Genomic DNA, 25496 nt, shown 5'->3' on the forward strand with positions numbered 1-25496 from the left:
TCAATCGTTTGACATGTCAAACGATTGACATATTATTTTGCACCGACTATAATACGTTATGAAAGCGGTTTATAAATCGGTTCCAGCATAGAATATTTATCATTTAGAATCGGGGGACGAACGAATGAAATCTTGGAAAAGCTTGCAGGCTCTGCTCGTATCTTTGGTAATGGTTATCGTAGTAACGGCTTGCGGAGGCAACGCTGGCTCAACACCTACAGATTCATCCACAGCTGAAGGCGGCGCAACTAGTGGAAGTGCTTCAGGAGAGGTGAAAATTACGCTGCTGAATTCCAAAGGCGAAATTTTGACGCAGCTTGAAGATGCAGCAAAAGCCTTTAAAGAGGATTATCCAAACATTACGTTGGAAATTATTCCGGTTGCAGCAGGACAATCGCCATTTGAGAAAGCCTCAGCGTTGTATGCGGCGAACAGCCCATCGACCATTACGATGCTGGATACAGGGGATGTCGAGAAGTTCAAAGATCGCCTCCTTGATCTGAGCGGGGAAAAATGGATGTCCGATGCCGTTGACGGCAGCAATGACCTGACGACATTTGACGGTAAAAACTATGCGTTCCCTCTCTCGATAGAAGGCTACGGCTTTATTTACAACAAAGCGGTCGTAGATAAGGCGGTCGGAGGCAGCTTTGATCCAGCTGCCATTACGACGACGAAAGCGCTGGAAGATTTATTTAAAAAAATCGAAGCTTCCGGCACAAGCGCTTTAATCGTGTCGCCTATGGATTGGTCGCTTGGCGCCCACTATCTGCCACTTTCTTACGCAGGGCAATCAGCAGATAAAGCGGCAGTTAACCAGTTCATTGCCGATCTGAAGGCCGGCAGCGTAGACCTTGCTTCTAATAAGGTGTTTAACGGGCTGATGGATACATTCGACCTGATGAAGCAATACAATATTGATAAAGCTTCTCCTCTTGCAGGCACGTATGAGAGAGGGCCGGAAGTGCTTGGCAAAGGCGAGGTTGGCGTCTGGTTCCAGGGCAACTGGGCTTGGACGGAAATTAGCAGCTTTGATACGGCGAGCGGCGAATACGGTTTTCTGCCCGTACCAGTCAGCAACAACCCGGAAGATTTCGGCAACACGCAAATTTCCGCTGCTGTATCGAAACGCCTCGTAATAGATAAAGAGAAGAGCACACCCGAGCAGCAGGCAGCAGCCAAGACGTTTCTGGAATGGCTAGTTTATAAGGAGAAGGGCCAAGACTTCCTGGTCAATAAAGCAAGCATTATCCCTGCGTTCAAAAACATTACTCTTGAGCAGAAAAATGCACTGGCCAAGTCGATTCAAGCTTATATTACAAACGGCAAAATCGAGGAGTCGATGAGCGCGCTCCCAGCGGACCACTGGAGCAAGCTAGGCGCTTCGATGCAAAAATATTTAGCTGGGGCCGCTGACCGCGCCACCTTGGCGAAGGAAATTCAAGATTATTGGACTTCTGTAAAGTAGATTAAAGTAGACAAACAATCAACAGCTGCGAAGCGGAAGCAGTGGAGAAGCCCATGCGACTTGTCCATTGCTTCGCTTCCATGAAACGTTAGCGAGGGATAACGATGATATCGGAAAAAGGACGTTGGAGCCGCCTTCGGCTGCGGTTATTGTTCACCGGGCCCACCCTGTTTGCTTTTGCCACCGTTATGATTGTGCCTTTTCTGTACGGCATTTATTTAACGTTTACGGATTGGGACGGCATTTCCACAACGAGCACGATGGTCGGTTTTGAAAACTATGCCAGCGTGTGGAAAGACGCGGTGTTTTGGAAATCTTTTTATTTGACGCTTAAATATGTGTTTATCAGCGTGGCGCTCGTCAATGTGGTGGCCTTCTTGCTAGCCTATTTTTTATCAAGCGGCTTGAAGGGCCAGAGCTTTTTCCGGGCCGGATTTTTCATTCCAAATTTGGTCGGCGGCATTGTGCTTGGATTTGTATGGCAATTTATTTTCTCGAACGTACTCGTATCCATAGGACAAAAAGCAGGCATCTCCGTATTCGGCACGTCTTGGCTCGCTGATCCGGATAAAGCATTTTTGGCGCTTATTATTGTAACGGTGTGGCAATATGCCGGTTATATGATGGTTATTTATGTGGCGGGCCTCATGAATGTGCCGAAGGATATTATGGAGGCGGCCAGCATTGATGGGGCAACGGCATTCCGCAAGCTGCGGACGATGATTTTGCCGCTGATGGTGCCATCCTTTATCGTATGTGTATTTTTATCGCTGCAGCGCACGTTTATGGTTTACGATTTGAACCTGACGCTGACGAAGGGCGGACCGTTCAAAAGCACGGAAATGGTCTCGATGCATGTGTATGAGAAAGCGTTCCTCTCAAGAGATTATGGGGTAGGCCAGGCGGAAGCGCTTGTACTGTTCCTGCTCGTAGCGGGCATTACGCTATTGCAAGTGTATTTCAGCAAGAAGCTGGAGGTGGAGGCCTGATGAAGCGCTGGAAAGCCTCTATGGAATGGAGCAAGTTTATTGTTTTGCTGGTTGGCCTTGTGGCCTTCGTCTTTCCATTTATTTTGCTAATCGTCAATTCCTTTAAGGAAAATAAAGTGATCACCGCTTCGCCGCTTTCTCTGCCTGGCAGCTTCAATCTGGCGAATTACGAGTCGGCGTTTACGAAAATGAATTATGTATCCGCGTTTACGAACACGGTTATCATTACGGTGCTGAGCGTATTGCTCATCTCGGTGCTTGCGGCCATGACTGCCCATTTCTTTGTGCGAAACCAAAGCAAATTTAATCAATATACGTTTTTTCTGATGGTAGCCGCGATGATTATTCCGTTCCAGGCAATTATGATTCCGCTTGTGAAGGTGTATGGCAATCTGCATCTGCTGGATAACAAATGGACGCTGATTTATATGTATCTCGGCTTTGGAAGCCCGCTTGCGGTGTTCATTTATCACGGTTTTGTAAAAAGCATTCCGGCGGAGCTGGAGGAGGCCGCAATGATTGATGGCTGCACGCGGACACAGACGTTTTTCCGCATTGTGTTTCCGGTGCTCACTCCAACGTCGGTGACAATTGCGATTTTGAATGTATTATGGATCTGGAATGACTTCCTGCTTCCATCGCTTGTGCTGACTTCATCGGAGCAGCGCACGCTGCCGCTCTCGACCTTTTATTTCTATGGCACTTATACCGTCGATTACGGACCGCTGATGGCAGGACTTCTGTTGACTATTTTACCGATACTCGTCGTCTATTTGTTCGCACAGAAATTTATTATTCAAGGCGTCATGCAAGGCTCCATTAAATAAACGCGTAAGAATAGGATGATTGATCATGTTGTATACGCTCGACAATGCCGAGCAGTTTGTGGCGGAAAGAAAGCATCTGCTGCGGCCGCAGTACCGTCTTGGCTATCATTTGATGGCGGAGTTTGGCTGGATGAACGACCCGAACGGTTTTATTTTTCATGAAGGGCAGTATCATTTGTTTTATCAATATTACCCGTATCAGCCGGCATGGGGGCCGATGCATTGGGGCCATGCGATTAGCCGTGATTTGGTTTCTTGGGAATATGCGCCGGTTGCGCTCGCGCCAGATCAGCCTTATGACAGCGGCGGGTGCTTCTCTGGGAGCGCGATTGTCCATGAAGGCAAGCTTCATCTTATGTATACGGGACATGTCGTGACAGGCCCGAATGGGGATACGGACTATTATCAGACGCAAAATATAGCGATATCAGACGATGGCTTGGCATTCGCTAAGCTGGCGAGCAATCCGGTGCTTGGGCTGGAGCAAATTCCGGCTGGAGCGAGCCGCAAAGATTTTCGCGATCCGAAGGTGTTTGAGCGTGACGGCTGCTATTATACGGTCATCGGCTCGAATGACGGTGCAGGGCACGGCTTGATTTTGCTCTACCGTTCACAGAATCTTGTGAATTGGACCTTTGTTGGCGAGATGGCGCGCAGCGACGGACAGATGGGCGACAATTGGGAATGCCCGGATTTGTTCCCACTGGGCGACTATGATGTACTGATGATGTCGCCGCAGCGGATGCCAGCTCAGGGCGACCACTATCGTAATTTGCATTCCACCACTTATATGGTAGGAAAATTAAATGCGGAGACAGGCTCGTTCTCGTATGACGGCTATGAGCCGGTTGATTACGGCTTTGATTTTTATGCGCCGCAGACGGCACTCGACTCGCAAGGCCGGCGCATCGTCATCGGCTGGATGGAAACGTGGGAGCAGGAAATTCCGACCCAGCTCGGACATTATTGGGCCGGGGCGATGACGCTGCCGCGTGAAGCTGTGCTGCGCAGCAGCGATAGGAAGCTGCTGTTTCAGCCGCTGGAAGAGCTGAAGGCGTACCGCCGCAATGGCTTTGAGCTGAGGGAGTTGGAGCTTGCAGGGGAGCAGCTGCTTACTGCTCGTGGGGATTGCTATGAGCTTGAAGTGGTGTTCCGTATCGGCAGCGCCCGTGAGCTCGGCTTGAAGCTGCGGACGAATGGGGCAGGAGAAAAGACGGTGCTTGCCTATCATGCAGAAGAAGGGCTGTTCCGCTTCAACCGGGATTGCTCAGGTATCGGGCAAGGCGGCGAAAGAAGGACGGCCATTGCGCTTGCGGAAGGCGAAGAGCTTTCGCTGCGTATTTTCGTCGATCAGTCGTCGGTGGAGGTGTTTCTCCAAGGCGGGGAAAAAGTGATGACCGGACGTATTTATCCGGGCGAAGCCTCGACAGGCATTGCCGCCTTCGCCTCGGGCGGAACGGGTACACTCGTTTCATTTAAAAAATGGGATATTGAACGCCAGCTTTAATGCAGCTTCAATTCAGCGTCCCTATAAGCGAGGGCAGCCTCGCGGCTAGTTTAGAGCGGCGCTGCAAACGTGAGCGTGATTGGCGCAAGCCAGGTTTGAGAACAGGACAGAGGTTGTGTCCTGTTCTCTTTTTTATTTTCAGCGGCAGAAACGATGGAGGTTCTTGCAGCGCGGTACTAGCTAGGGCGGATCCTCGGCCAGGCTTGTTCATTCTCCGTTCATTTTTTCATGCTATATTCGTCACGAATATGTCAGTCGGAGGGTGGAATACAGTCGATGAAAAAGTGGAAGCTATGGCTTGGTATTATCCTTGTAGTAGGCGCGGCCGGCGGAGGCGGTGCCTATTATTATTTGAAGATGGGGCAGCCGGCGACGGTGCAGGCGGCAACCTCGCAAACGGTGAAAGCGACGCGGGGCAATATTGAGCTGAAAATAAGCGCGACAGGCAGTGTAGAAGCCAACTCTCGCGAAACCGTAACGTCCGGCGTATCCGGTACGATTGCAAAGCTGAACTTCAAAGTCGGCGATAAGGTGAAGGCAGGCCAAGTGCTGGCAACGTTTGAATCCGAGAAGGACTACGATAGCCAGATTGAGCAGACGGAGCTTTCGATCAAGAAGCAGCAGGTGCAGATGGAGCAATATCAGACCAAATATAAGGAAGCTGCGGGCACGGAGGATGAATTGGCGACCCAGCAAAGCATCAAAACGGATATGGAGATGCTGGCGCTGGAAATCAAGCAAAACCAAGACAGCCTGACCACGATGAGGGAAGATCAGCTGAAGGTGACGGAAGTTGTGGCGACGATTGATGGCGAGGTGACGGAAAGCGAGGTTTCCGTTGGTGATGAGGTTGTAGCGAATACGGTTATTGCATCTATCGTCAATTACGATTTGCTTGATTTTGTCGTGCAGGTCGATGAGCTTGATATTCCATCGGTCAAAGTAGGCCAAGTGGTGCAAGTTTATTTGAGTGCCCTGACGGACAAGACGATCGAAGGCAAAGTAGCCAGCTTGGCTCGCGAGGGCACGGCATCGAATGGCGTATCCGCCTATGAGGTAACGATTTCGCTGGACACAATTGATGGCGTGATGACGGGCATGTCGGGGGAAGCGGACATTATTTTGGAGTCGAGAAATGATGTCGTCGTTGTACCGGTAGACGCTGTTATTGAACGTGGCGGCAAATCCTTCGTTCGCGTGCCAACAGGCACGCAAAGTGCGACCGGCACTCAAGGTGCGAACGGAGCAGCAGGGGCACAAGGAGCTGCTGGAGGGTCAGGCGGACAAGGCACGGATGGAGCTGCCGGAGCTCAAGGCTCGAACGGTGCGCAAGGTACTACGGGCACACAAGGCCAAGGCGCACCAGGCGCTCAAGGTGCCGGCGGGACACAAGGCGCTGCCGGTGATCAAGGTGCAAACGATGCTCAAGGCGGCACGGGTACACAAGGAACACGCGGAGCACAAGGTGGAACCGGCGGCCAAGCTGCGGGCGGAGCTGTCCAAGGTACAGCTGGCACCCAGGGAACACGTGGAACACAAGGCGCAGCGGGTACTCAAGGTACTGGAGCAGCAGGTACGGGCGGAACGGCGCAAGGCACGACAAACATGCAGCGCGGCGGCGCCCAGATGGAAGGCCAGCTAGTCGAAGTGGAAGCGGGAATCAGCGATGAAACGTATGTGGAAATTATTTCGGGGCTGAATGAAGGCGACTCCGTACTCATTCCAACGCCGCAGGGCACAGTGGGCATGACAACAACGACGACCCAGCAAAATCAAGCGACTATGGGAGGCGGCATGATGCAAGGCGGATTCGGCGGTGGAGGTGGCGGATTCGGCGGCGGTGGCGGCGGGTTCACTGGCGGCGGCGGAGCAGGCGGTGGTCGCCCATGAGTAGCGAGGGCAGCGGCATTTTAATCGACATTAACCATCTCGTCAAAAATTACGTGATGGGCCGGGAAACCGTGACGATTCTTAAAGGCGTATCCTTTCAGGTGGAAAAAGGCGATTTTGTCGCTATTGTCGGGCCTTCCGGCTCGGGAAAATCAACAATGATGAATGTCATCGGCTGTCTGGATACGCCGACCGATGGCAGCTATAAGCTGGACGGCATCGAGGTAAGAGGGATGAGCGAGAATAAGCTGGCGGATATTCGCAATAAGAAGATCGGGTTTATTTTTCAAGGCTTTCACCTGCTGCCACGGCTTACCGCACTTGAAAATTGCGAGCTGCCGCTCATTTATCGAGGGCTGCCTGCGAAGCAGCGCAGAGCTATGGCGATGAAGGCGCTGGAGCAGGTCGGCCTTGGAGAGCGGGTGCATCACCGTCCGAGCGAGCTGTCGGGCGGACAGCAGCAGCGGGTTGCCATCGCCCGGGCGCTGGCGACAAACCCGCCGATTTTGCTGGCGGATGAGCCGACTGGAGCACTCGATATGAAGACGGGGCAGGAAGTGCTGCAGCTCATGGAGGACTTGAATCGGCAGGGCCATACGATTGTGCTGATTACGCATGATATGGAGGTCGCTCATCGGGCAAGCCGTACGGTTATTATGCGGGACGGCGTGCTGACCGAGGAAAGGAGGGAAAGGGATGAAGCTGACGCAAGGGTTCAGGATGGCGATCAAGAGCGTCTTGTCAAGCAAGCTTAGAACGGCCCTCTCCATGCTGGGCATACTGATCGGCGTAGCGACGGTTATTGCGCTGGTCGGTATGGGGCAAGGCTCGACGAAGCAAGTGGAGGAGCAGGTTGCCAGCCTTGGCACCAACTCCTTGTCGGTAACTATAACAGGCCGCGGAACGGCAACCTCCCTTTCGCTAGACGATGCGATGGCTTTGGGTGATATTCCGAATGTGGAGGGCGTATCCCCGACGGTAAGTGGCAGTGCAACGGTGAAGTATGCGAAAAATAGTACGAGCGTGACGGTAGAGGGCATTACGCCGGATTACGAGCAGGTGAGCGATTTCAGCGTGCAGTCCGGCAGATACATCGCCTCGATGGATGTGAAAAACACCCAAAAGGTTGCATTAATCGGGGTTGATACGGCAACGGAGTTATTCGAAGAAGAGGACCCGATTGGCAAAACGATTCAAGTGAATGGCAGCCGCTTTACGATCGTCGGGCTTTTGGAGGCGAAAGGCAGCTCGCTCACCGGCTCCAACGATGAAAAAATTGCGATTCCAATTACGACGGCGCAAAAGCTTTTTGATAGTGTCGGTGTGCGTACAGTCGCTCTCAAGGTGACCGATCTTGATCTGATGGATATAACCGTCGCAGCGCTTGAGGCCAAGCTGCTGGAAAAATTCAGGGGGGACGACAGCAGCTATCGGGTGTTCAACCAGCAGGATGCGGTAGAGACGCTTAATTCGGTCAACGAGACGATGAATACGATGCTGCTTTATGTGGCAGCTATTACGCTGCTTGTCGGCGGCATTGGAGTCATGAATATTATGCTGGTGTCCGTTACGGAGCGGACGCGGGAAATCGGCATCCGCAAGTCGCTCGGTGCAAAGCGCAGAGATATTTTGTTCCAGTTTCTTGTGGAGGCCGTTGTCATTAGCGGCATGGGCGGCGCGCTCGGCATCGGATTCGGTTATTTGGGCTCCTATGTCATTGGGGTGGTGAATGGGACGGATACTTCGGTTCCGTTTAATACAGTCATTTTGTCGTTTGCCTTCTCTGCTTTTGTCGGAATCGTGTTCGGCATTTTCCCGGCCAATAAAGCTTCGAGGCTGAAGCCAGTCGACGCGCTGCGCCACGATTAGCTCTCCTTTCTGTTCTACCCTATTAAATCCGCTCATAGAATGGACTATCCAGTTAAGCAGGATGGCATTGCTATAAAAAGGTGGCGGAAGGAGCAGGGATGAGACGAAGGAGAATCGAACGCAGAGTGTCAGAAGCGCTGCAACGCTTGAAGAGCAGCCGCTGGGTGCCTATTTTTTCAATAGGCCTATTGCTTGGCATTACCGTAGCTTTAATGAAAGTTTCCCTTGGAGGTATGCCGGCCCGCATGCCCGCGACTCTAGCGAATGCACAGCCGGAAGGGGCAGCGGGGACGGTCTTTGAGCAGCCCGGCACGGGCAGCGGCAGCGGGGCGAATAAAGTCGAAGCGGGCAGCGCTGTTATTGCGCAGCATATGGGCGGGCTGTTGCCCAAAACGACAGGCGCGCTTAACGGGCTCATCGTACGCACTTATATGATGAAGGAACAGCGTACGGAAAGCTTGCCGCTGGAGGAATATGTGCGCGGCGTTATCGCCGCGGAAATGCCAGCGGATTTCGAGCTGGAAGCGCTCAAGGCGCAGGCGATAGCTGCTCGCACCTATATCGTACGCCGCCTCGCTTCCGGGGATGACAGCGGCGTGGAAAATATAGAGGCAGATGTAACGGACACGATTGCCCATCAAGCCTATTTGCCGCTCTCGCAGCTGAAGCAGCATTGGCAAGGAGCCAAGCAGACCGCTAATATGAAGAAGCTGAATGAAGCGGTGAAGCAGACGGAGGGACTAATCGTCACGTATAATGGCGAGCCGATCCAAGCCGCTTTTTTTTCCACAAGCAGCGGGTATACAGAAAATTCCGAAGACTATTGGTCGGGCGAGATTCCTTATTTGCGCAGCGTCGCGAGTCCATGGGACATCAAGCTGTCGCCGCGATACAAAGAAAGCGTGGAGCTGACGCTGGCGCAATTTTATGAGAAGCTTGGCCTTCAGGGGGAGAGCAGGGTTCAGCCTTCCATTCGGGTATTAGCTGCAACGGCAGGAAAAAGCATCAGCAAAATCGAAATCGCCGGAACGGTATTTACAGGCCGCGAGGTGCGCGAACGATTGGGACTAGCCTCAGCCGCTTTTACATGGAAAATGAACGATAAGGCCATCACCATTACAACTTACGGGTATGGACATGGCGTCGGCATGAGCCAATGGGGAGCGAACGGAATGGCAAAGCTAGGCTATTCGGCGAAAGATATATTAACCTATTACTATACGGGTGCGAAGGTAGAGCAGGCTTCCAAGTTCTCGGCAGCGCTGCTCGGGCGCTCCTAGCGCAGGGAAACACAGGCTTTTTCGAAATCTTAAAGTCTCTATATTTTTATCGATTATTCCATCTGCCCTCACGTATAAACCTAGCGAATCTGGCAACAATGGCTAGTGAGGTGATAGAAATGAACAATCAAAATAAACCAAAGCAAGGCTCAGAGGAAACTCCCAAAAATGGACTGGGAGCATCATCTGCCGCGGGTTCAGGCAATGGATTTAAAAGGCTGCTGGCACGCAAATGGGTTTCGCCAGCAATATTTATGGCCGCGGCAGCAATTATCGTAACCTTAATGTGGGTCTACCAGGGAGCGGATGACAGCAAGCAAACGACAGCCTCAGAACATCCGGGCCAATCGGAAGCCACAGTAGGCGAGGGTACGGCAACACAACCGGAGGGCGCAGTGGATGAAGTCATTCGCGAAGGCGAGCAATTGCAATGGCCGGTTGTAAACAAGGATGCGCTGCAAATCGAGACACCTTTCTATGATGCTAACGCGAGCAGTGATGAGCGTCAGGCAGCTATGGTGCAGATGGGAAATACTTTCTCGCCGCATATGGGTATCGATCTTGTAGACCCGAATGACCAGCCGTTTGATGTGGTAGCCGCTATGTCGGGCAAAGTGAGCCTCGTGCTCAATCATCCGACAAATGGCAGCATTATCGAAATCAACCATGGCGACGGTCTTGTGACTACCTACCAAAGCCTTAGCGACGTGAATGTGGCGGTAGGCGATGAAGTGAAGCAGGGAACGATTATTGCCAAAGCGGCTCGCAACGAGCAGGAAAAGGATTTGGGCGTCCATCTGCACTTTGAAGTGCGTGAAAACGGAAAAGCCGTCAATCCAAGCACCGTAGTCGGCGAGCAATAAACGCTGGCAAAATAGGTCTTCAGGCCTTGCAGGCAGGGGAATATCCCCTGCCTGTTTTGTATTTTTATGAAAATTTTATGACAAACTGGCTTGTCAGGCTTGACCATAAAGAATATATACCCGCGCCCCTCATATAATGTACCAAACTATCTCGAGTAGGGAGGCGGGAACGTGCACGATTACATCAAAGAGCGAACCATTAAAATAGGCCGTTGCATCGTGGAGACGAAGCATACGGTACGAACGATCGCCAAGGAGTTCGGCGTATCCAAGAGTACGGTCCATAAGGATTTAACCGAACGGCTGCCGGAAATTAACCCCGACCTGGCGGATCAGGTGAAGCACATTTTGGAGTATCACAAGTCAATCCGCCATCTGCGCGGGGGAGAAGCGACGAAAATCAAATATAAGAAAACGAGCACGAAGAAGAGGGAAGTTCTGGCAGCCGGGAAAACATAATTTATTCGCAAATTATTACAAACGGGTAGAGGATTTTATAGTTTTTTGGCGAATAATGTACGTTAGGGGTTTCTACGTCGTGGGAACTAATTGACCGTAGCGTTTACACTATTCGTTGGAGGACTTACGCCTTATGCTGAGCAAGGACATTGGAATTGATTTGGGAACGGCTAACGTATCTATTCATGTAAAAGGGAGAGGCGTTGTGCTCGATGAGCCGTCTGTCGTCGCGATTGAGAGCGACACGAAGAAGGTGCTTGCCGTTGGTGAGGAAGCTCACCGGATGGTCGGCCGTACGCCAGGAAACATTATTGCAATCCGCCCGTTAAGGGATGGGGTTATTGCTGACTTCGAAATAACGGAAATTATGCTGAAAGCGTTTATTGATCGGGTAGAAGGGCGTAAATGGCTGAGCCGTCCGCGCATCTTGATTTGCGCGCCAACGAATATAACATCCGTTGAGCAAAAGGCGATTCGTGAAGCGGCGGAACGCAGCGGAGCCAAGGAAGTATTTTTGGAAGAGGAAGCTAAAGCTGCCGCTATTGGGGCTGGAATGGACATCTTCCAGCCTAGCGGCAACATGGTTGTAGATATTGGCGGAGGCACGACGGATGTAGCGGTCCTGTCCATGGGCGACGTCGTGACCGCCTCTTCTATAAAAATCGCCGGAGACAAGTTCGACGCTGCGATCATGAAGTATATTAAAGATAAGTACAAGCTGCTGATCGGCGAGCGGACAAGCGAGGATATCAAGATCAAAATCGGTAAAGTTTACGAGGACGGACAACGCTCGGAAATGGATATCCGTGGACGCGATATGGTAACGGGCTTGCCGCTGACCATGACGATTCATTCGGAAGAGATTCAAGAAGCGCTTTGGGATTCGGTCATGTCCATCGTGGCTACGGCGAAGTCCGTACTGGAAAAAACGCCGCCTGAGCTGTCGGCAGATATTATTGACAGGGGCGTTATTTTGACCGGTGGCGGTGCATTGCTGAATGGCCTGGATACGCTGCTTGCGGAAGAACTCAAGGTTCCGGTGCTGATTGCGGAAGATCCGATGCATTGCGTCGTTAAAGGTACCGGCATTCTGCTTGATAACTTGGACAAGCTTGGCAAAAAGCCCCGCTTCTAAGGAGTTAGGCAGAAGCAGCGCTTGCATAGCCGTTTGCGCGGGTAGGGCGTTTAAAAGGGGACGCGCCGAGGCGTTAAATTGAGTCAAAGGTCGCATAGGAAGCTATAACTGAAGTCATGCCAATAACCGATATATAAATAGTGGCATATACAGCGAGAGGGAACAGCCTTATACGATCTTCGAGGAGGCAATTGCAATGCTTAGAGGGCTTTACACAGCAGCTGCAGGCTTGACGGCCCAGCAGCGCAGACATGATACCGTAACGAATAATATTTCAAATATAAATACACCGGGCTATAAGCAGACGAATGCGGTCACGCGTTCGTTCCCGGATACGCTGCTTTCCATGACAGGGGTACAGGGAGAGCCAAGCAAGTCCATCGGTCGTCTCGGCATGGGGGTATTTGCAGAGGAGAGCTTGTCGCTGCATGTTCAAGGGGACTTGTCCCAGACGGACAAGTCTACTGATTTCGCACTCGTGTCCAACATTGCGGTGGAGGGTGCGGCGTTTGACGAGTCCGGCAAATATGTGGCTGATGACGGTACGGTAACGTTCCAGCCGCAAGCATTCTTTACGCTTCAGGATGCGCAAGGGGATCTTCGCTATACGCGGGGCGGCTCCTTTACGCTGACAGCGGACGGTTTTCTCGTTAACGGAGACGGAGCCAATGTGCTCGGAGCTGATGGAAATCCTATTCAATTCGCAGCAGGCATTGGGCTTGAGCAGCTGTCGCTGACGAAGGATTTGCGTTTTGTTAATTCACAAACCGGTGTGGATAGTGGCGTACAGCCGCTTTTGGTGACGCGAATAAACGAGCCGAACCAACTCGTACGCGCCGGAGACGGCCAGTTCCGTTTTAATGGAGACGCCGCGCAGGCTGTAGCGCTTCAGGGAACGGATCAGGTAGAGGTGAAGCAAGGCTATGTGGAGCGTTCTAACGTAGATGCGGCACAATCCTCCGTTGATTTAATGGCGGCGCTTCGCGCTTATGAAGCCAACCAGAAGGTTGTGCAATTTTATGATCAAAGTCTGGAGAAGGCTGTAACGGAAGTAGGCCGCGTTTAAGACGAAATCAGCAACGGAACGTGAAGGAGGCAGACGATGAACGGCTCAATGATTAATGCGGTAGTCTCGATGGGTGGACTCCAGCAGAAGCTTGATATGATCGCTGATAATATCGCCAACGTGAATACAGTAGGCTATAAGCGGAAGGAAGCAACCTTTGAGGATTTGTTGACGAATGTCAGCAAGCAGCCAAATGAATTTAAACAGCCGGGCCGTATGACGCCGCTTGATTTTAACCAAGGCTGGGGCTCCCAGTTGACGATGATTAAGCCGAATCTGGAGCAAGGAACGATTGCGACAACAGGTAAGGACACGGACTTTGCAATTGAAGGAAATGCGTTGTTCGAGGTCATTGTGAACGCTAATGGCGACCGTGCTTATACGCGCAACGGTGCGTTTCAGTTGACGGTTAATGCAAACGGTGATAACATTTTGGCAACGGCTGAAGGCTATCCTATTGTTTCGACGGTAGTGACCCAGCCAGGAAATGTAGTAGTTGAGCAGCCAGTAACTGTTCCAGATGGCTATAAGCTGGTTATTGGTGCTGATGGCAGTGCGCAAGGTGTTGCTGCTGACGGTACAACCATTAATTTAGGCACAATTAAATTGATGCAAGCAACCCGGCCTTCTGCTCTTACTCAGCTGGATGACAATTTGTTTTCCGTAGCTGAAGGGCTGAATGTGGGTGATGTAATCCAAGAGGTTACTCCTGACGCGGATAATGCGATCGCGCTGCGCCAAGGCTCTCTTGAGCAATCCAATGTGGATATGAGCAGCGAGATGACTGAGCTGATTAATGTACAACGTGCTTACCAACTGGTAGCTAGGGCATTAACATCAAGCGATTCGATGATGGGGTTGGCGAACGGCTTGCGCAGATAGATAGGGTGATGGTGGTAATGAGTACGACGAATGAACGAGCTGATTTTGCGGATGACAGGCTGGAAGATGAACAAGCAGAACAGACCCGCAGCAGCTCGCGCAGGAAGGGGCAAGGCTCCGCTCCAGAGAAGAAGAAGCGGCCCCTGGTACTGAGAATCATATTATGGATTTTGCGCCGCAGCATTGTGCCTTGCATCATGGTCATTATGCTGATTGCGGGCCTCTATATCGGTTATACGGTGCTGGGCAAGCAATCGGGAGATGATGTGTTCCAATGGTCAACTTGGCAGCATGTCTATGATCTTGTATTTTCGGATTCGTAGTTCGCACCGTACGATTGGTTAAAGGCGGTATTCGCAGCTTATTGCGGATGCCGCTTTTTTTGCAAATATAGGAAAGGATATGATTTTTCTATCCTTGCTCTATATTTCCTGGTATGAAAGGCGCTGCGCCGCCCAAGGGCGGCGACAGCCGTTTCACCTTGGTCGTCTGCCGGGATAAGATCAGCAGATAAAAAAAGAACACCGATCCGTTTGTTTAAAAAACAAGCGGAAGGTGTTCTTTTTCATAAAATCATTGGCTTATTTTACAGTTACACGCATCGATACTGTTTTGCCGTCAAAGGTAGCTTTAATGGTAGCGGAACCTTTGCTCAGAGCGATAATTTTGCCATTGGATACAGTAGCTACGCTCGCTTTACTTGTTACCCAAGCTGCGTTCGTTGTTACATCTACTGGATTGCCAGTTGTATAATTGGCTTGCAGCTTCAGCGAATAAGAAGCGCCTGGGCTAAGTTTAAGCGATTTATCCGAAAGGGTTAGCGATTTAAGCTTAGGCGAAACCGTAATCGGAATTTCCAGCGTTTTGCCTTGATAAGAGCCAGTCAGCTTGCCGCTGCCTACAGCCAGCGCTTTGACGGTGCTGCCATTAACCGTTGCCAAGGTGCTGGAAGAAACGGTCCAGTTCATTTTGGAGCTCAGAACTACTTTCTTGCCGCTCACATAGTAGCCTGTTACTTTAACCGACTTGCTTTTGCCTGGGTAGAGCTCAAGGCTGGATGGTTCTGCTACCAGCTTCTCGATCTCTTCTTCAACGTAAGCTTTGACGGTAGTTGTTTTAGTTAAATAGGTTGCTGTTAATGTCACTTTGGAGGCTTCAAGCCCCTTTACTTTGCCATTAACGACAATTGCATTATCCGATGATGTTTTCCACGTTGCTTTGGAGGAAACATCCTCTTCCGATCCATCTTGATTGACAACCGTAATCGTAGGCAGCGCCGAATCCTTGCCGATAACTACGCTAAGTTCTTTGGTGCTTGGGACGAGCTTCACAGGTGTAAGGTGTACATTGAGCTCAAATGTCGCTTTCAGGCCATTAAGCTCGGCTGTTACGACCGTTTTGCCTACAGTATCCGCTGTCCATTTGCCATCTTTAATAGTAGCAATTTTTTCGTCGGCTACCGTCCATTTCACAATTTTGGAAACGTCAGCTGTATCTCCGCCGAAAGTAGTGCCGCTCACTTTAGGCAGCGTCTCGCTTTTTTCCGGGAATGTATCGATAGACTCTTTATCGATTGTCAGCTCGGTGACGCTAGGGAAAACTGTAATGTCAATGCTCCGGCTGATGCCTTTGATAGAAGCTGTAATTTTAGTTGTTCCAACTGCTTTTGGCGTAACAAGTCCATTCGTTACTGTAGCGACTAACAGGTTGGAGGATGTCCATTCCGCTTGCGTAGTCACGTTTTCGTCATTGCCGGAAAGCTCCTGAACTTCAGCTGTAATTTGCAAGCCTGGGCTGTTCAGCATCATTTGATATTCCTTGGCTGGCGACAGCTTGATCGATTGGTATGGCGTACGAACGACAACATCAATAGTCGAGCTTACACCAAGATAAGTTGCGGTAATCTTAGTTTGACCAGTCGCAACTGGAGTTACGACACCATCCTCGACGGTTGCAACAGCAGCGCTGCTAGTTGTCCAGGTCGCTTTTGCCGTTACCGTTTCTGTCGAGCCGCTAGTCGTTGTAGCTATTGCTTGAATCGTCTGGTCATCGTCGCCCATATCGATTTCAAGCAGCGTCTTTGGCGACAAAGCCAGTGATTTATAAGGGGAAGTGACGACGAGCTTAACCGTGTCGGTCTTTCCTTTATATTTGGCTGTAATGGTTGTTGTTCCTACGCCTACCAGCGTGACTGTACCGTCGTCGACTGTCGCGACGGAAGAGCTGGAGGATGTCCAGGTTGCATTGGTAGTAATGTTTTCATTGGAGGCGCCGCTCTTAATGCCGCTAAGCGTAAACACTTGCTCTGCGCCAAGGCTTACATCATAGCTTTCTGCGGCGTTGCTGCCATTTTTCAAAATTTGTACAGAATCATATACGTAATCGGATGTAACTTTAATATTTTGCGTGTATCCGCCATAAGTAGCGCTAATCGTAGCCGTTCCTTTGCCTACAGCCGTCAGGACGCCCTTGTCCACTTTGACGTAGGAGGTGTTGGAAGATTTCCAAGTAGCGGAGGCGCTAACGTCCTTCTTGGTGGAAGAGCTTGAAGTGGCAGCCAGCAAGGAGACGATAACGGCATCGTCATCAATAAATACTTCCAGTGAAGAAGTGCTGGTATTGTAATCCCAAGAATCATAGCTTAGTTCAATGCCTGTTACAGTTTCGTCCGCAGCACTCGCGATGCTGCTGAATGTGGTAGCGATGAGCATGACAGATAGAACGGCGGCGAGCCATCTCCTGATTTCCCTGAGCGACTTGTTCCCGTTTACACTTAAATTCACTACATCCTATCCCTTCGTCTATAGAATAAAAGAACTCTCTATCCTATATAACGGCTTACATATAGAGGAAATGAATAAAGATGTCGTATTTTGTTTGAAAAAAATCATTTGCCGCCGCAATTGTACCTGCAAGTCCCAAGTTTAGCCATACGAGGGCTATGGCAGTTTTATTTTTGATACGGTAGTTGTATAATGGTTTGGAGCCTTAATGCCGCGCCCGCCAAGGGGTAGAATGCTTGCCAATCTGCACTTGCGTGCCACCAGGGAGTCCATAGGGATTCGCGGTAAAATGAAAGAAGCTTGGCCGCAGACGCTTCGGGTCCGCACAGCCAAGCCCTCTATCTCAACCTTCACAAACTGCAGCTTCATGAAGGATATCTATAGTTTCAGTAAAAATTGCATTTTTTATACCCTCGACAACAAGGAAGGAGCTTTATTCATGCTCGATATTAATCAAATTCAGGAAATTATCCCTCACCGCCCGCCTTTTTTGCTCATTGACCGTATTTTGGAGGTAGAGCCGGGTGTCAGAGCGGTTGGCCTGAAAAATGTAACGATGAACGAACCTTATTTTGTAGGACATTTTCCAAACTATCCAGTTATGCCTGGCGTGCTTATCGTTGAGGCGCTGGCGCAGGTTGGTACTGTCGCAATGCTTATGCTGGAAGCCAACAGAGGCAAATTGGGCTTTTTTGCAGGCATTGATGGCTTTCGGTTCCGCGGTCAGGTAAAGCCTGGCGATACGCTTACGCTTGAGGTCGTCATTACCAGATTGAAAGGCAGCATCGGCAAAGGACAAGCAACTGCAAAAGTGGGAGATCAAGTGGTTGCCGAAGGCGAGCTTATGTTTGCCCTGTCCGATCCGTCTTAAATTTTTTAAAAATATAAGAATTTATAAGCTTGATCTTTATCAAACGGCTTATATTTCACACGCGAAACGGTAGCTTTGCCGCCATAGGGCGGCGACAGCCGTTTACGCTAGTTTCATTTATATATAAGGGAGAGATTCGTATGAGTCAAAATGAAGCGGCAATGCAGCGTTACAACGCTTGGTTAAATGATCCATTGATCGATGAAGCGACCAAAGAGGAGCTTCGCGGCATCGCGGGCGATGAGAAGGAGATTACAGACCGTTTCTATCGCGATCTGGAATTCGGTACAGGCGGATTGCGCGGCGTTATGGGCGCGGGCACAAACCGTCTTAATACTTACACTGTAGGAAAAGCGACGCAAGGGCTCGCGAACTGGCTGCTGGGCAATGCTGCGGGAAATGCTCCTTCAATGGTTATTGCTCATGACTCACGCAACTATTCACCGGAATTTGCGCTGGATTCAGCGCTTGTGCTGGCGGCTAACGGCGTGAAAACATATTTGTTCCCATCGCTGCGCGCAACGCCACAGCTGTCTTATGCTGTACGCTCGCTTAAAGCCTCCAGCGGTATTGTGATTACGGCAAGCCATAATCCGCCTGAATATAATGGCTATAAGGCGTATGGGGCTGACGGCTGCCAGCTCATTCCTGAGGATGCGGAGCAGGTTATCGCTTCCATTCAGCATGTGACGGGTTTTGATCAAGTGAAGCGTCTGAGCCGTGAAGAAGCAGAGGCACAAGGCTTGCTCGTATGGCTGGGCGAGGATGCCGACGAATCCTACATTAATACGGTGGTCGCGCAAAGCCTGAATGTGGAGCTTCTCCGCAGCGGTGTTGGCGAGCAGTTCGGCGTAGTATTCACCCCTCTTCATGGAACAGGTAATATACCCGTTCGCGAGGTGCTTGCGAAAGTCGGATTTAGCAATGTACATATTGTCGCGGAGCAGGAGCAGCCGGATGGCTATTTTAGCACGGTCAAATCTCCTAACCCGGAAGAACGTGAGGCGTTTACGCTAGCGATCAAGCTGGCGCAGCAGGTCAATGCCGATATTATTATCGGAACAGACCCGGATGCAGACCGGATGGGCGCAGTTGTGAAAAACAATAACGGCGAATATGTCGTGCTGACAGGCAACCAGTCGGGCGCTTTGATGGTGAATTATGTGCTCAGCCAGTTGGAGGAGCGCGGACAATTGCCGGATAACGGCGTTGTTATCAAAACGATTGTTACGAGCGAGATGGGTGCGGATATTGCCCGCTCTTACGGTGTAGCTGTTGAGAATACGCTCACTGGCTTTAAATATATCGGCGAGAAAATGACAGGCTATGAAAAAACGGGCGAGCGCTCGTTCCTTTTCGGCTATGAGGAAAGCTACGGTTATTTGACTGGAACTTACGCGCGGGATAAGGATGCTATTGTAGCAGCTTTGCTGATTTGTGAAGCAGCAGCATATTATAGAAGCTTAGGTAAAACACTATATGATGTATTGCTTGAGCTGTATGAGAAGCATGGCGTTTATTTGGAAGGTTTGGAATCCCGGACGCTGAAAGGCCTTGACGGCGTACAAAAAATTGCTGGCATTATGGATAGCTGGCGCAATCAGCCGCCCGTTGATATTAACGGCGTGAAGGTAGAGAAGGTGCTCGATTACAAGCTCGGATTAGACGGTCTCCGCCCGGAAAACGTGCTGAAATATATGCTTGCTGATGGCTCATGGTTCTGTCTTCGTCCATCGGGTACCGAGCCGAAGATTAAAGTTTATTTTGCGGTTCGCGGCGAATCGACTGCGCAAGCTGAAGAAGCGCTGAATGCTTTGCGTCAGGCGGTTATGGCAAGAGTAGACGGATAAGGAATATTTGGCTTTAACCGTGGGCAACCGCTCGGCAATAGAGCAGTAGGAAGCGGAATGACAAGGATCGATGAACGGAGGATTTTCGTGCTTCAAAACTGGCTGCAATGGAATCGCAGAGCTAAGCAGTGGCTCTGGATCATTACGCTCATTGGCGTGATGGCGGCACTTCCTATTGGTTATAACCGTATGAATACGGAGTCGACGTCAAAGCAAGTGGAATATGTGTTTGATTATCGCGACTTGATCGAAATTGCGGAATATTCGGCAAAGCCGCAGGATTTTATATCGCAGCATCTTATTTTTATGAAAGAAGCCGGCATTTCAACCATGGCTGTCTATGAAAGCTCGCTTCGCGAGCTGATGCAGGCAGGCAGATTGACCTACTACAACTCCAAGGAGGCGGCTTTGCTCCAAGGCAAGCTGGAGACGCCGGGTCAAAATTTCACTTATATTTTGTATTCCGGCAGTGCTGAGAAGGAGCAGATTGGACCGATTGTTCGCGCAGCATTTGACCGGGCGGGCATCGTCTATCGGGACTGGTCCTTCGATGGCCGCGATGGCCTTGTGGTGGAGCTGCCGCTGCAAAATTCGCTGCTTCAACCGCTTGGCTTTGATCCGATGTCGCTCGAAAGAATCCAAGCAGCAGGCTTCCGTGTTTTGCCTCGTTTGACCGACCGGGTTCTTCCGTATTCACAGGAAGAAGCAGAGGCGACTCTTGCCCAGTTGAAAAATTATGGCGTTACACGGATTTTGTTCGACGGCGATAAAGTAAAAGGCTACACCGACAACGCCGAGGAGAAGAGCTTGCGCGCATTTGCCGAGCTGCTTAACAAATATCAAATCGGTGTAACGACCATCGAGAATTTGAAAAAAGAGCAATCAGGCATGACGACACTCGCCTACCTGACAGACTATAATATTGTACGTCTTTATTCGTTGTCCCCTACGGACGCGATGAGAATGAAGCCGGAAGATATTGCCGACCGCTTCCTGCTTGCAGCAAAGGATCGCAACATTCGGATGTTTTTCCTGAATGGTGCGCCTGCATCGAGCCAGGACAAATCGGCGGTTATTAATCCGCTGGACAACCTCTACCTGTCCCTTAAAGGGGAGGATGGAAACAAAGGCACAATTCAGCGTTTGGCTGATGCCGGATTTGCTCCGGGTACAGCGGAGCCCTTTGACCGGGAATATCCGTCATGGGTTAAAATGCTGAAAGGAATCGTCGTCATTGGCGCTATCGCTTTGATTGCGCTGTTAATTAATGCTTTTCTGCCAGGTACGCTTATTGCGGTATTCCTGCTCGGTATTGCCGGAAGTGCCGGCTTGTATGTGCTGAGCAGCTCCGTGTTAGAGCAGGCTCTTGCGCTTGGGGCGGGCATTAGTGCGCCAACGCTTGCGCTAATCTGGGTTATGAACCGGATTTATAGCAGGACGGAAGGGAACCAGCGTTTTGTTGGTGGAGCGGATTGGACTTTCCGCAGCAAAGAAAAAGGACAAGGCGTCGTTATTCCGCTGAGCAGCTCCGGTGATGCTGGTAGCAAGTGGGTATTTGAAGGCTTGCCGGCACGCCGACGTCTGGGACTTGCTTTTAGCTGGTTTATTGTAGTAGCGCTGATGTCGCTTATTGCAGTGCCTTATGTGTTCGGTTTGCTGAACAATATAACGTATATGCTTGTGCTTCAACAATTCCGTGGAGTTAGCCTGCTGCATCTCGCGCCGATTGCGCTTGTTGCGATCTACGTTGTGTTTTACACAGGACATGCTCCAATTGCCCGCATTCGCAAAATGCTGTCAACCCCGATTAACGTGCTTATGGTTGTCGTTGGTTTAATTGTGGTAGCTGCGGGTATGTATTATTTATCACGTACAGGTAATGAGGGGCAGACGCTGCCATTTGAGCGTCCTTTCCGCGAATGGCTGGAAGGCACGTTTGGCGTCCGTCCGAGAAATAAAGAGTTTCTGCTTGCGCATCCGCTGCTGTTAGTGGGATTGTTCGCTGCGCTGCGTTACCGCGCAGCCTGGCTGTTCGTAATTATTGGCTCCATTGGCCAGCTTTCGATGGTCGACACATTTGCGCACATCCATACGCCGCTGCATATTTCCATCATCCGCGTATTCCTTGGCCTCGGCCTTGGCGCGGCAGTCGGATTTATACTCATCGGAGTGTGGCAGCTGCTGGAAGGAGTCTGGTCTAAATGGTCGCCGGCCCTCAAACGCATATTCGCCGAATAGCGATTTCTGGCTACTACGGCTTTCAGAATAGCGGCGACGAGGCTGTGCTGCGTTCTATTTTGCTGGCGCTTGCCGAGCAGAGCAAGGCGCATGGGCTTGAAGTGCAGCCGGTCGTGCTGTCGGGCGATCCGGCTTGGACGAAGGCGATGTACGGCGTAGAGGCCGTACATCGGATGCGCCCCGCGGACGTGTGGGGCGCGCTGCGCAGCTGCGATGGGCTGATCAGCGGCGGCGGAAGCCTGCTGCAGGATGCCACAGGCACGAAGACGATTCCGTATTATACCGGAATCGTGAAGCTTGCCCAATTGCTGGGCAAGCCGACATTCATTTATTCGCAGGGCATCGGGCCGGTGAACCGCCGGTGGATGGACCCGATGATCCGCCACGTTATGCGGCGGAGCGCTTATGTTTCGGTGCGGGACGATCAATCAGCCGCTTTGCTGGGGCGGATGGGCGTGCCGCATGACCGGATCGAGGTAGTACCCGATCCGGTGATGGGCTTGCCGCTGCCGCTAGGCGCAGCGGCGGCCGGGGCGCCAGGCGGCGAAGCAACCGCGGCGGCTGCGCCTGGCGGTGCGGGGACCGCGCAGTCCGGCAGCGAAGCTATGCCGGTCGTCGGCGTGTCCCTGCGCCGCTGGCGCGAAGACGGCGCGGATCTTGCGCGCGCCGCCGATGCGCTAATCGCGCTGACGCGCCGCCGCCAGGTACGGCTGCGCTTTCTCCCGTTCCATACCCCGGATGATGTGGAAACATCGAAGCAGGTCATGGAACGGCTGCAAGGGCAGCTCGCCAGCGGAAGCATCGCTGAGCTGGCGACGCCGGGCGACGACCCGCAGCAAATGCTGCTGGAAGTAAGCCATTGCGATATTTTATTCGGGATGCGGCTGCATGCGTTAATTTATGCAGCAAACCAGATGGTACCCATGCTTGGCTTATCCTATGATCCGAAAATCGATCAATTTCTGAAACGGATCCATCTGCAGCCAATTGGCTCAACAGAGCTGCTTGATGCAGAAGCTTTCGCCGATGAGGCGGAGCGGATGCTGGCGAACGGCGACAGCTGGCGCAGATCGCATCAGGAAGCTATATCAAAGTTGAAGCAACAAGCGCAGCAGCCTGCTGAGCAAATAATAAAACTGCTGCTCCATCCCATATCGAGGTGATATTCGTTTGTCGAACCATGTTCCAACCGTATCTATTTACGGCATACCCTTCTCTAAAATGACAATGGATGAGACGGTCAGCTACTTAGTGAAAGCTATTGAGGAGAAGCGTCAAACGCATGTCATTACAGCTAATCCGATTATGGTGATGTCTGCTCTGGAGAGTCCGGATTATTACCGGATGATGACGAAGGCAGAGCTTATTGTTCCTGACGGCGCAGGCGTTGTATGGGCCGCCAATTATGTGGGCACGCCTGTAGCCGAGCGAGTTGCCGGCTTTGACCTGATGCACCGTTTAATGCGCGAAGGCGAGCAGCGCAAATGGACGGCTTATCTGCTCGGAACATCCCAGGAGGTTATTGAAGCGGCAGCCGAAAAGCTGCAGCTCCAATATCCGCAGGTGCGAATTGTTGGATACCGCAACGGATATTTTGGTCCCGATCAGGATCAGGAAGTTGTGGAGGCGATTCGCCAGGCAGCGCCGCATATTTTGCTCGTTGCCAGGGGAGCCGAAACGCAGGAGCCTTGGATTGCTAAGTATAAGCATCAACTGGGTGTCCCTTATATAATGGGCATTGGCGGCAGCTTCGATATTATTGCGGGCAAGCTGAAGCGCGCGCCGATGATTTTTCAAAAGCTGCGCTTAGAGTGGTTTTATCGTCTGCTTCAAGAGCCCAAAAGGCTGCCAAGAATGCTCGTTTTGCCGAAATTCGTTGTGAAAGTGATGCGCGACAAAGAAAACGTAACAAAACCTGGGCCATTATCGTAAAAACTCGTGAAAACCGTTGAAATTGAATGAAAACGGGATTGGAGTTTCTTTTTCGATCGGAGTATAATTCACTTCGGTAGAAACAAAAGGGGAGCTGCATTACATGCCAGAAGGCTTATTGTATTCGATTGGTTTTATTCTTGCTCTGACGTTAGCGCTTGTCATGACACCGCTTGTAAAAAAATTCGCTTTTTTCGTCGGTGCAATTGATAAGCCGAATCATCGGAAGGTTCATACCCGCATTATGCCACGCATGGGTGGTTTGGCAATTTATGCTGCATTTGTTGCAGGTTTTTTATTGCTGTTCCCGTTCATTCCTGATGGAATGCTGACAGATGCAAATATGAATATGATTAAAGCGCTGCTTGTAGGCGGCACGATTATTATTTTAATAGGCGCCTTGGATGACCGTTTTGAGCTGTCCGCCAAAGTGAAGCTGCTGGGACAGCTGGCTGCGGCAAGCGTCGTCGTATTTGGCTTTGGCATCAAGATCGATTTGGTTAACATTCCGTTCGGAGATGCTATGCAGCCGATTGCAGGCTGGATTGCTGTTCCGATTACGATTCTCTGGATTGTTGGCGTGACCAATGCAATCAATTTGATTGATGGCTTGGATGGGCTCGCGGCTGGTGTTTCTGGTATCGCGATCTCTACTATTTTGATTATGGCGATTATTATGGGCAATATCCCCATTATTCTGCTTTGCAGCTTGCTGCTTGGCGGCATCGTCGGATTTTTATTTTTCAACTTCCATCCTGCGAAAATTTTTATGGGCGACTCGGGCTCGCTGTTCCTTGGATTCAGCCTTGCCACATTGTCTATGATTGGCTTTAAGCAGGTTACGATTGTTTCGTTCGTTACACCGTTGCTGATTATTGGCGTTCCGCTTTCGGATACCTTTTTTGCGATCGTCCGCCGCTGGGTGAATAAACGCCCGATTTTTGCGCCGGATAAAGGGCACTTGCATCATTGCTTGCAGGAGCTTGGCTTTAGCCATCGCCGTACCGTTCTGATTATCTGGTGTGTGGCGGCGATATTCGGAGGGTTTGCGATTTTGCAATCTACCGTTATACAGTCTACCGCAGCTAATTGGGTCACGTTCTCCGTCATTTGTTTGCTGATGTTCAGCCTGCAAATTGGCGCCGAACTTATTGGTATCGTTGACAAGACGCGCCGCCCGGTAATTAACTTCTTTAATCGCGTGCTGCTGCGGACAAAGGTAGATGCGCAATCGCGTTCGAAATAATTTAGCATTCCCGCTATTATTTATTAATAGGATTTTATGATGAAGCTCCACAGCCTTTGCAAAGGCTGTGGAGCTTTTTTTGCGTAACTTTCCCAAATAGACTAAAAATATAGGCCGGAATAACCGATAACAACAGTACGGAACTTTTCTTGGGTCTTTGCGTCTAATTGTAACAAACAATGGCAAACATTCACTCAAGAGGGAGAAGGAGGAAAGTTTATAGAGTAGAGAACGATAAGCTCTTTTGTACGATATCAACGTTTGTCTATACAGCAAGATCATAAACCATTTTTATGACGAACAGGTATCGGCTATTGAGATATTTGTTCAAAGCAATGCAT

21 protein-coding genes are annotated in these 25496 nt (G+C 50.8%); 20 read left to right on the plus strand and 1 reads right to left on the minus strand.

The features are described from left to right. Positions 1 to 124 precede the first annotated feature (124 nt). The 14 genes from BBD42_RS11030 (at position 125) to BBD42_RS11095 (ending at position 14558) form a co-directional block, all read left to right on the plus strand. Positions 125 to 1468 (plus strand): ABC transporter substrate-binding protein, encoded by a 1344-nt coding sequence (locus BBD42_RS11030; RefSeq protein ID WP_099518205.1) that lies wholly within the window; start codon positions 125 to 127, stop codon positions 1466 to 1468. A 104-nt stretch (positions 1469 to 1572) separates the two neighbouring features. Continuing rightward, complete coding sequence (locus tag BBD42_RS11035; RefSeq protein ID WP_099518206.1) at positions 1573 to 2457, plus strand: carbohydrate ABC transporter permease; 885 nt, start codon at positions 1573 to 1575, stop codon at positions 2455 to 2457. After that, positions 2457 to 3284 (plus strand): carbohydrate ABC transporter permease, encoded by an 828-nt coding sequence (locus tag BBD42_RS11040; RefSeq protein ID WP_099518207.1) that lies wholly within the window; start codon positions 2457 to 2459, stop codon positions 3282 to 3284. Before BBD42_RS11035 ends, BBD42_RS11040 begins: the two co-directional genes overlap by 1 nt. A gap of 25 nt (positions 3285 to 3309) precedes the next feature. Beyond that, a complete protein-coding gene (locus BBD42_RS11045) occupies positions 3310 to 4791 on the plus strand; it encodes a glycoside hydrolase family 32 protein (RefSeq protein WP_099518208.1) in 1482 nt (493 codons plus the stop codon). A gap of 276 nt (positions 4792 to 5067) precedes the next feature. Then, entirely contained in the window at positions 5068 to 6681 is a 1614-nt protein-coding gene (locus BBD42_RS11050; RefSeq protein ID WP_172455459.1) for an efflux RND transporter periplasmic adaptor subunit, read from the plus strand. After that, complete coding sequence (locus BBD42_RS11055; protein WP_099518210.1) at positions 6678 to 7436, plus strand: ABC transporter ATP-binding protein; 759 nt, start codon at positions 6678 to 6680, stop codon at positions 7434 to 7436. Before BBD42_RS11050 ends, BBD42_RS11055 begins: the two co-directional genes overlap by 4 nt. Beyond that, positions 7378 to 8550 carry an ABC transporter permease gene (locus tag BBD42_RS11060; RefSeq protein ID WP_099518211.1) on the plus strand — a complete coding sequence of 391 codons (1173 nt, stop codon included), beginning with the start codon at positions 7378 to 7380 and terminating at the stop codon, positions 8548 to 8550. The genes BBD42_RS11055 and BBD42_RS11060 overlap by 59 nt, the downstream gene beginning before the upstream one ends. Positions 8551 to 8648: 98 nt before the next feature. After that, positions 8649 to 9830: a stage II sporulation protein D gene (gene spoIID, locus BBD42_RS11065; protein ID WP_237163446.1), complete on the plus strand. Its 1182-nt coding sequence runs from the start codon at positions 8649 to 8651 to the stop codon at positions 9828 to 9830. Positions 9831 to 9949: 119 nt separating this feature from the next. After that, positions 9950 to 10693, plus strand: coding sequence for a M23 family metallopeptidase (locus BBD42_RS11070; RefSeq protein ID WP_099518212.1), 744 nt, complete (start codon positions 9950 to 9952; stop codon positions 10691 to 10693). 171 nt (positions 10694 to 10864) lie between these two features. Continuing rightward, positions 10865 to 11152, plus strand: a complete 288-nt coding sequence (gene spoIIID / locus BBD42_RS11075; RefSeq protein ID WP_046231346.1) for a sporulation transcriptional regulator SpoIIID — start codon at positions 10865 to 10867, stop codon at positions 11150 to 11152. 133 nt (positions 11153 to 11285) lie between these two features. Continuing rightward, positions 11286 to 12287, plus strand: a complete 1002-nt coding sequence (gene mreB, locus BBD42_RS11080) for a rod shape-determining protein (RefSeq protein ID WP_056036837.1) — start codon at positions 11286 to 11288, stop codon at positions 12285 to 12287. Positions 12288 to 12483: 196 nt separating this feature from the next. Next, complete coding sequence (locus tag BBD42_RS11085) at positions 12484 to 13353, plus strand: flagellar hook-basal body protein (RefSeq protein ID WP_099518213.1); 870 nt, start codon at positions 12484 to 12486, stop codon at positions 13351 to 13353. 36 nt (positions 13354 to 13389) lie between these two features. Then, the gene (locus BBD42_RS11090) at positions 13390 to 14235 is read left to right on the plus strand and encodes a flagellar hook-basal body protein (RefSeq protein ID WP_099518214.1); all 846 of its coding nucleotides are present in this window, start codon (positions 13390 to 13392) and stop codon (positions 14233 to 14235) included. 17 nt (positions 14236 to 14252) lie between these two features. Beyond that, entirely contained in the window at positions 14253 to 14558 is a 306-nt protein-coding gene (locus BBD42_RS11095; RefSeq protein WP_099518215.1) for a DNA-directed RNA polymerase subunit beta, read from the plus strand. A gap of 258 nt (positions 14559 to 14816) precedes the next feature. On the opposite strand, the gene BBD42_RS11100 is transcribed toward BBD42_RS11095, so the two are convergent. Beyond that, positions 14817 to 17018 carry an Ig-like domain-containing protein gene (locus BBD42_RS11100; protein ID WP_150131537.1) on the minus strand — a complete coding sequence of 734 codons (2202 nt, stop codon included), beginning with the start codon at positions 17016 to 17018 and terminating at the stop codon, positions 14817 to 14819. Between the two features lie 439 nt (positions 17019 to 17457). Between BBD42_RS11100 and fabZ the strand changes: the two genes are divergently transcribed. The 6 genes from fabZ (at position 17458) to BBD42_RS11130 (ending at position 25155) form a co-directional block, all read left to right on the plus strand. After that, complete coding sequence (gene fabZ, locus BBD42_RS11105) at positions 17458 to 17889, plus strand: 3-hydroxyacyl-ACP dehydratase FabZ (protein WP_099521566.1); 432 nt, start codon at positions 17458 to 17460, stop codon at positions 17887 to 17889. Between the two features lie 140 nt (positions 17890 to 18029). Next, complete coding sequence (locus BBD42_RS11110) at positions 18030 to 19739, plus strand: phospho-sugar mutase (protein WP_099518217.1); 1710 nt, start codon at positions 18030 to 18032, stop codon at positions 19737 to 19739. Positions 19740 to 19826: 87 nt separating this feature from the next. Continuing rightward, a complete protein-coding gene (locus BBD42_RS11115; protein ID WP_099518218.1) occupies positions 19827 to 21977 on the plus strand; it encodes a DUF5693 family protein in 2151 nt (716 codons plus the stop codon). After that, positions 21941 to 23140 (plus strand): polysaccharide pyruvyl transferase CsaB, encoded by a 1200-nt coding sequence (gene csaB / locus BBD42_RS11120; RefSeq protein ID WP_099518219.1) that lies wholly within the window; start codon positions 21941 to 21943, stop codon positions 23138 to 23140. The genes BBD42_RS11115 and csaB overlap by 37 nt, the downstream gene beginning before the upstream one ends. A 58-nt stretch (positions 23141 to 23198) precedes the next feature. Next, positions 23199 to 23909, plus strand: a complete 711-nt coding sequence (locus BBD42_RS11125; protein WP_099521567.1) for a WecB/TagA/CpsF family glycosyltransferase — start codon at positions 23199 to 23201, stop codon at positions 23907 to 23909. Positions 23910 to 24012: 103 nt separating this feature from the next. Next, positions 24013 to 25155, plus strand: coding sequence for a glycosyltransferase family 4 protein (locus tag BBD42_RS11130; RefSeq protein ID WP_099518220.1), 1143 nt, complete (start codon positions 24013 to 24015; stop codon positions 25153 to 25155). Positions 25156 to 25496 lie beyond the last annotated feature (341 nt).

It is taken from the genome of Paenibacillus sp. BIHB 4019, assembly GCF_002741035.1.
Taxonomy (GTDB): Bacteria; Bacillota; Bacilli; order Paenibacillales; family Paenibacillaceae; genus Pristimantibacillus.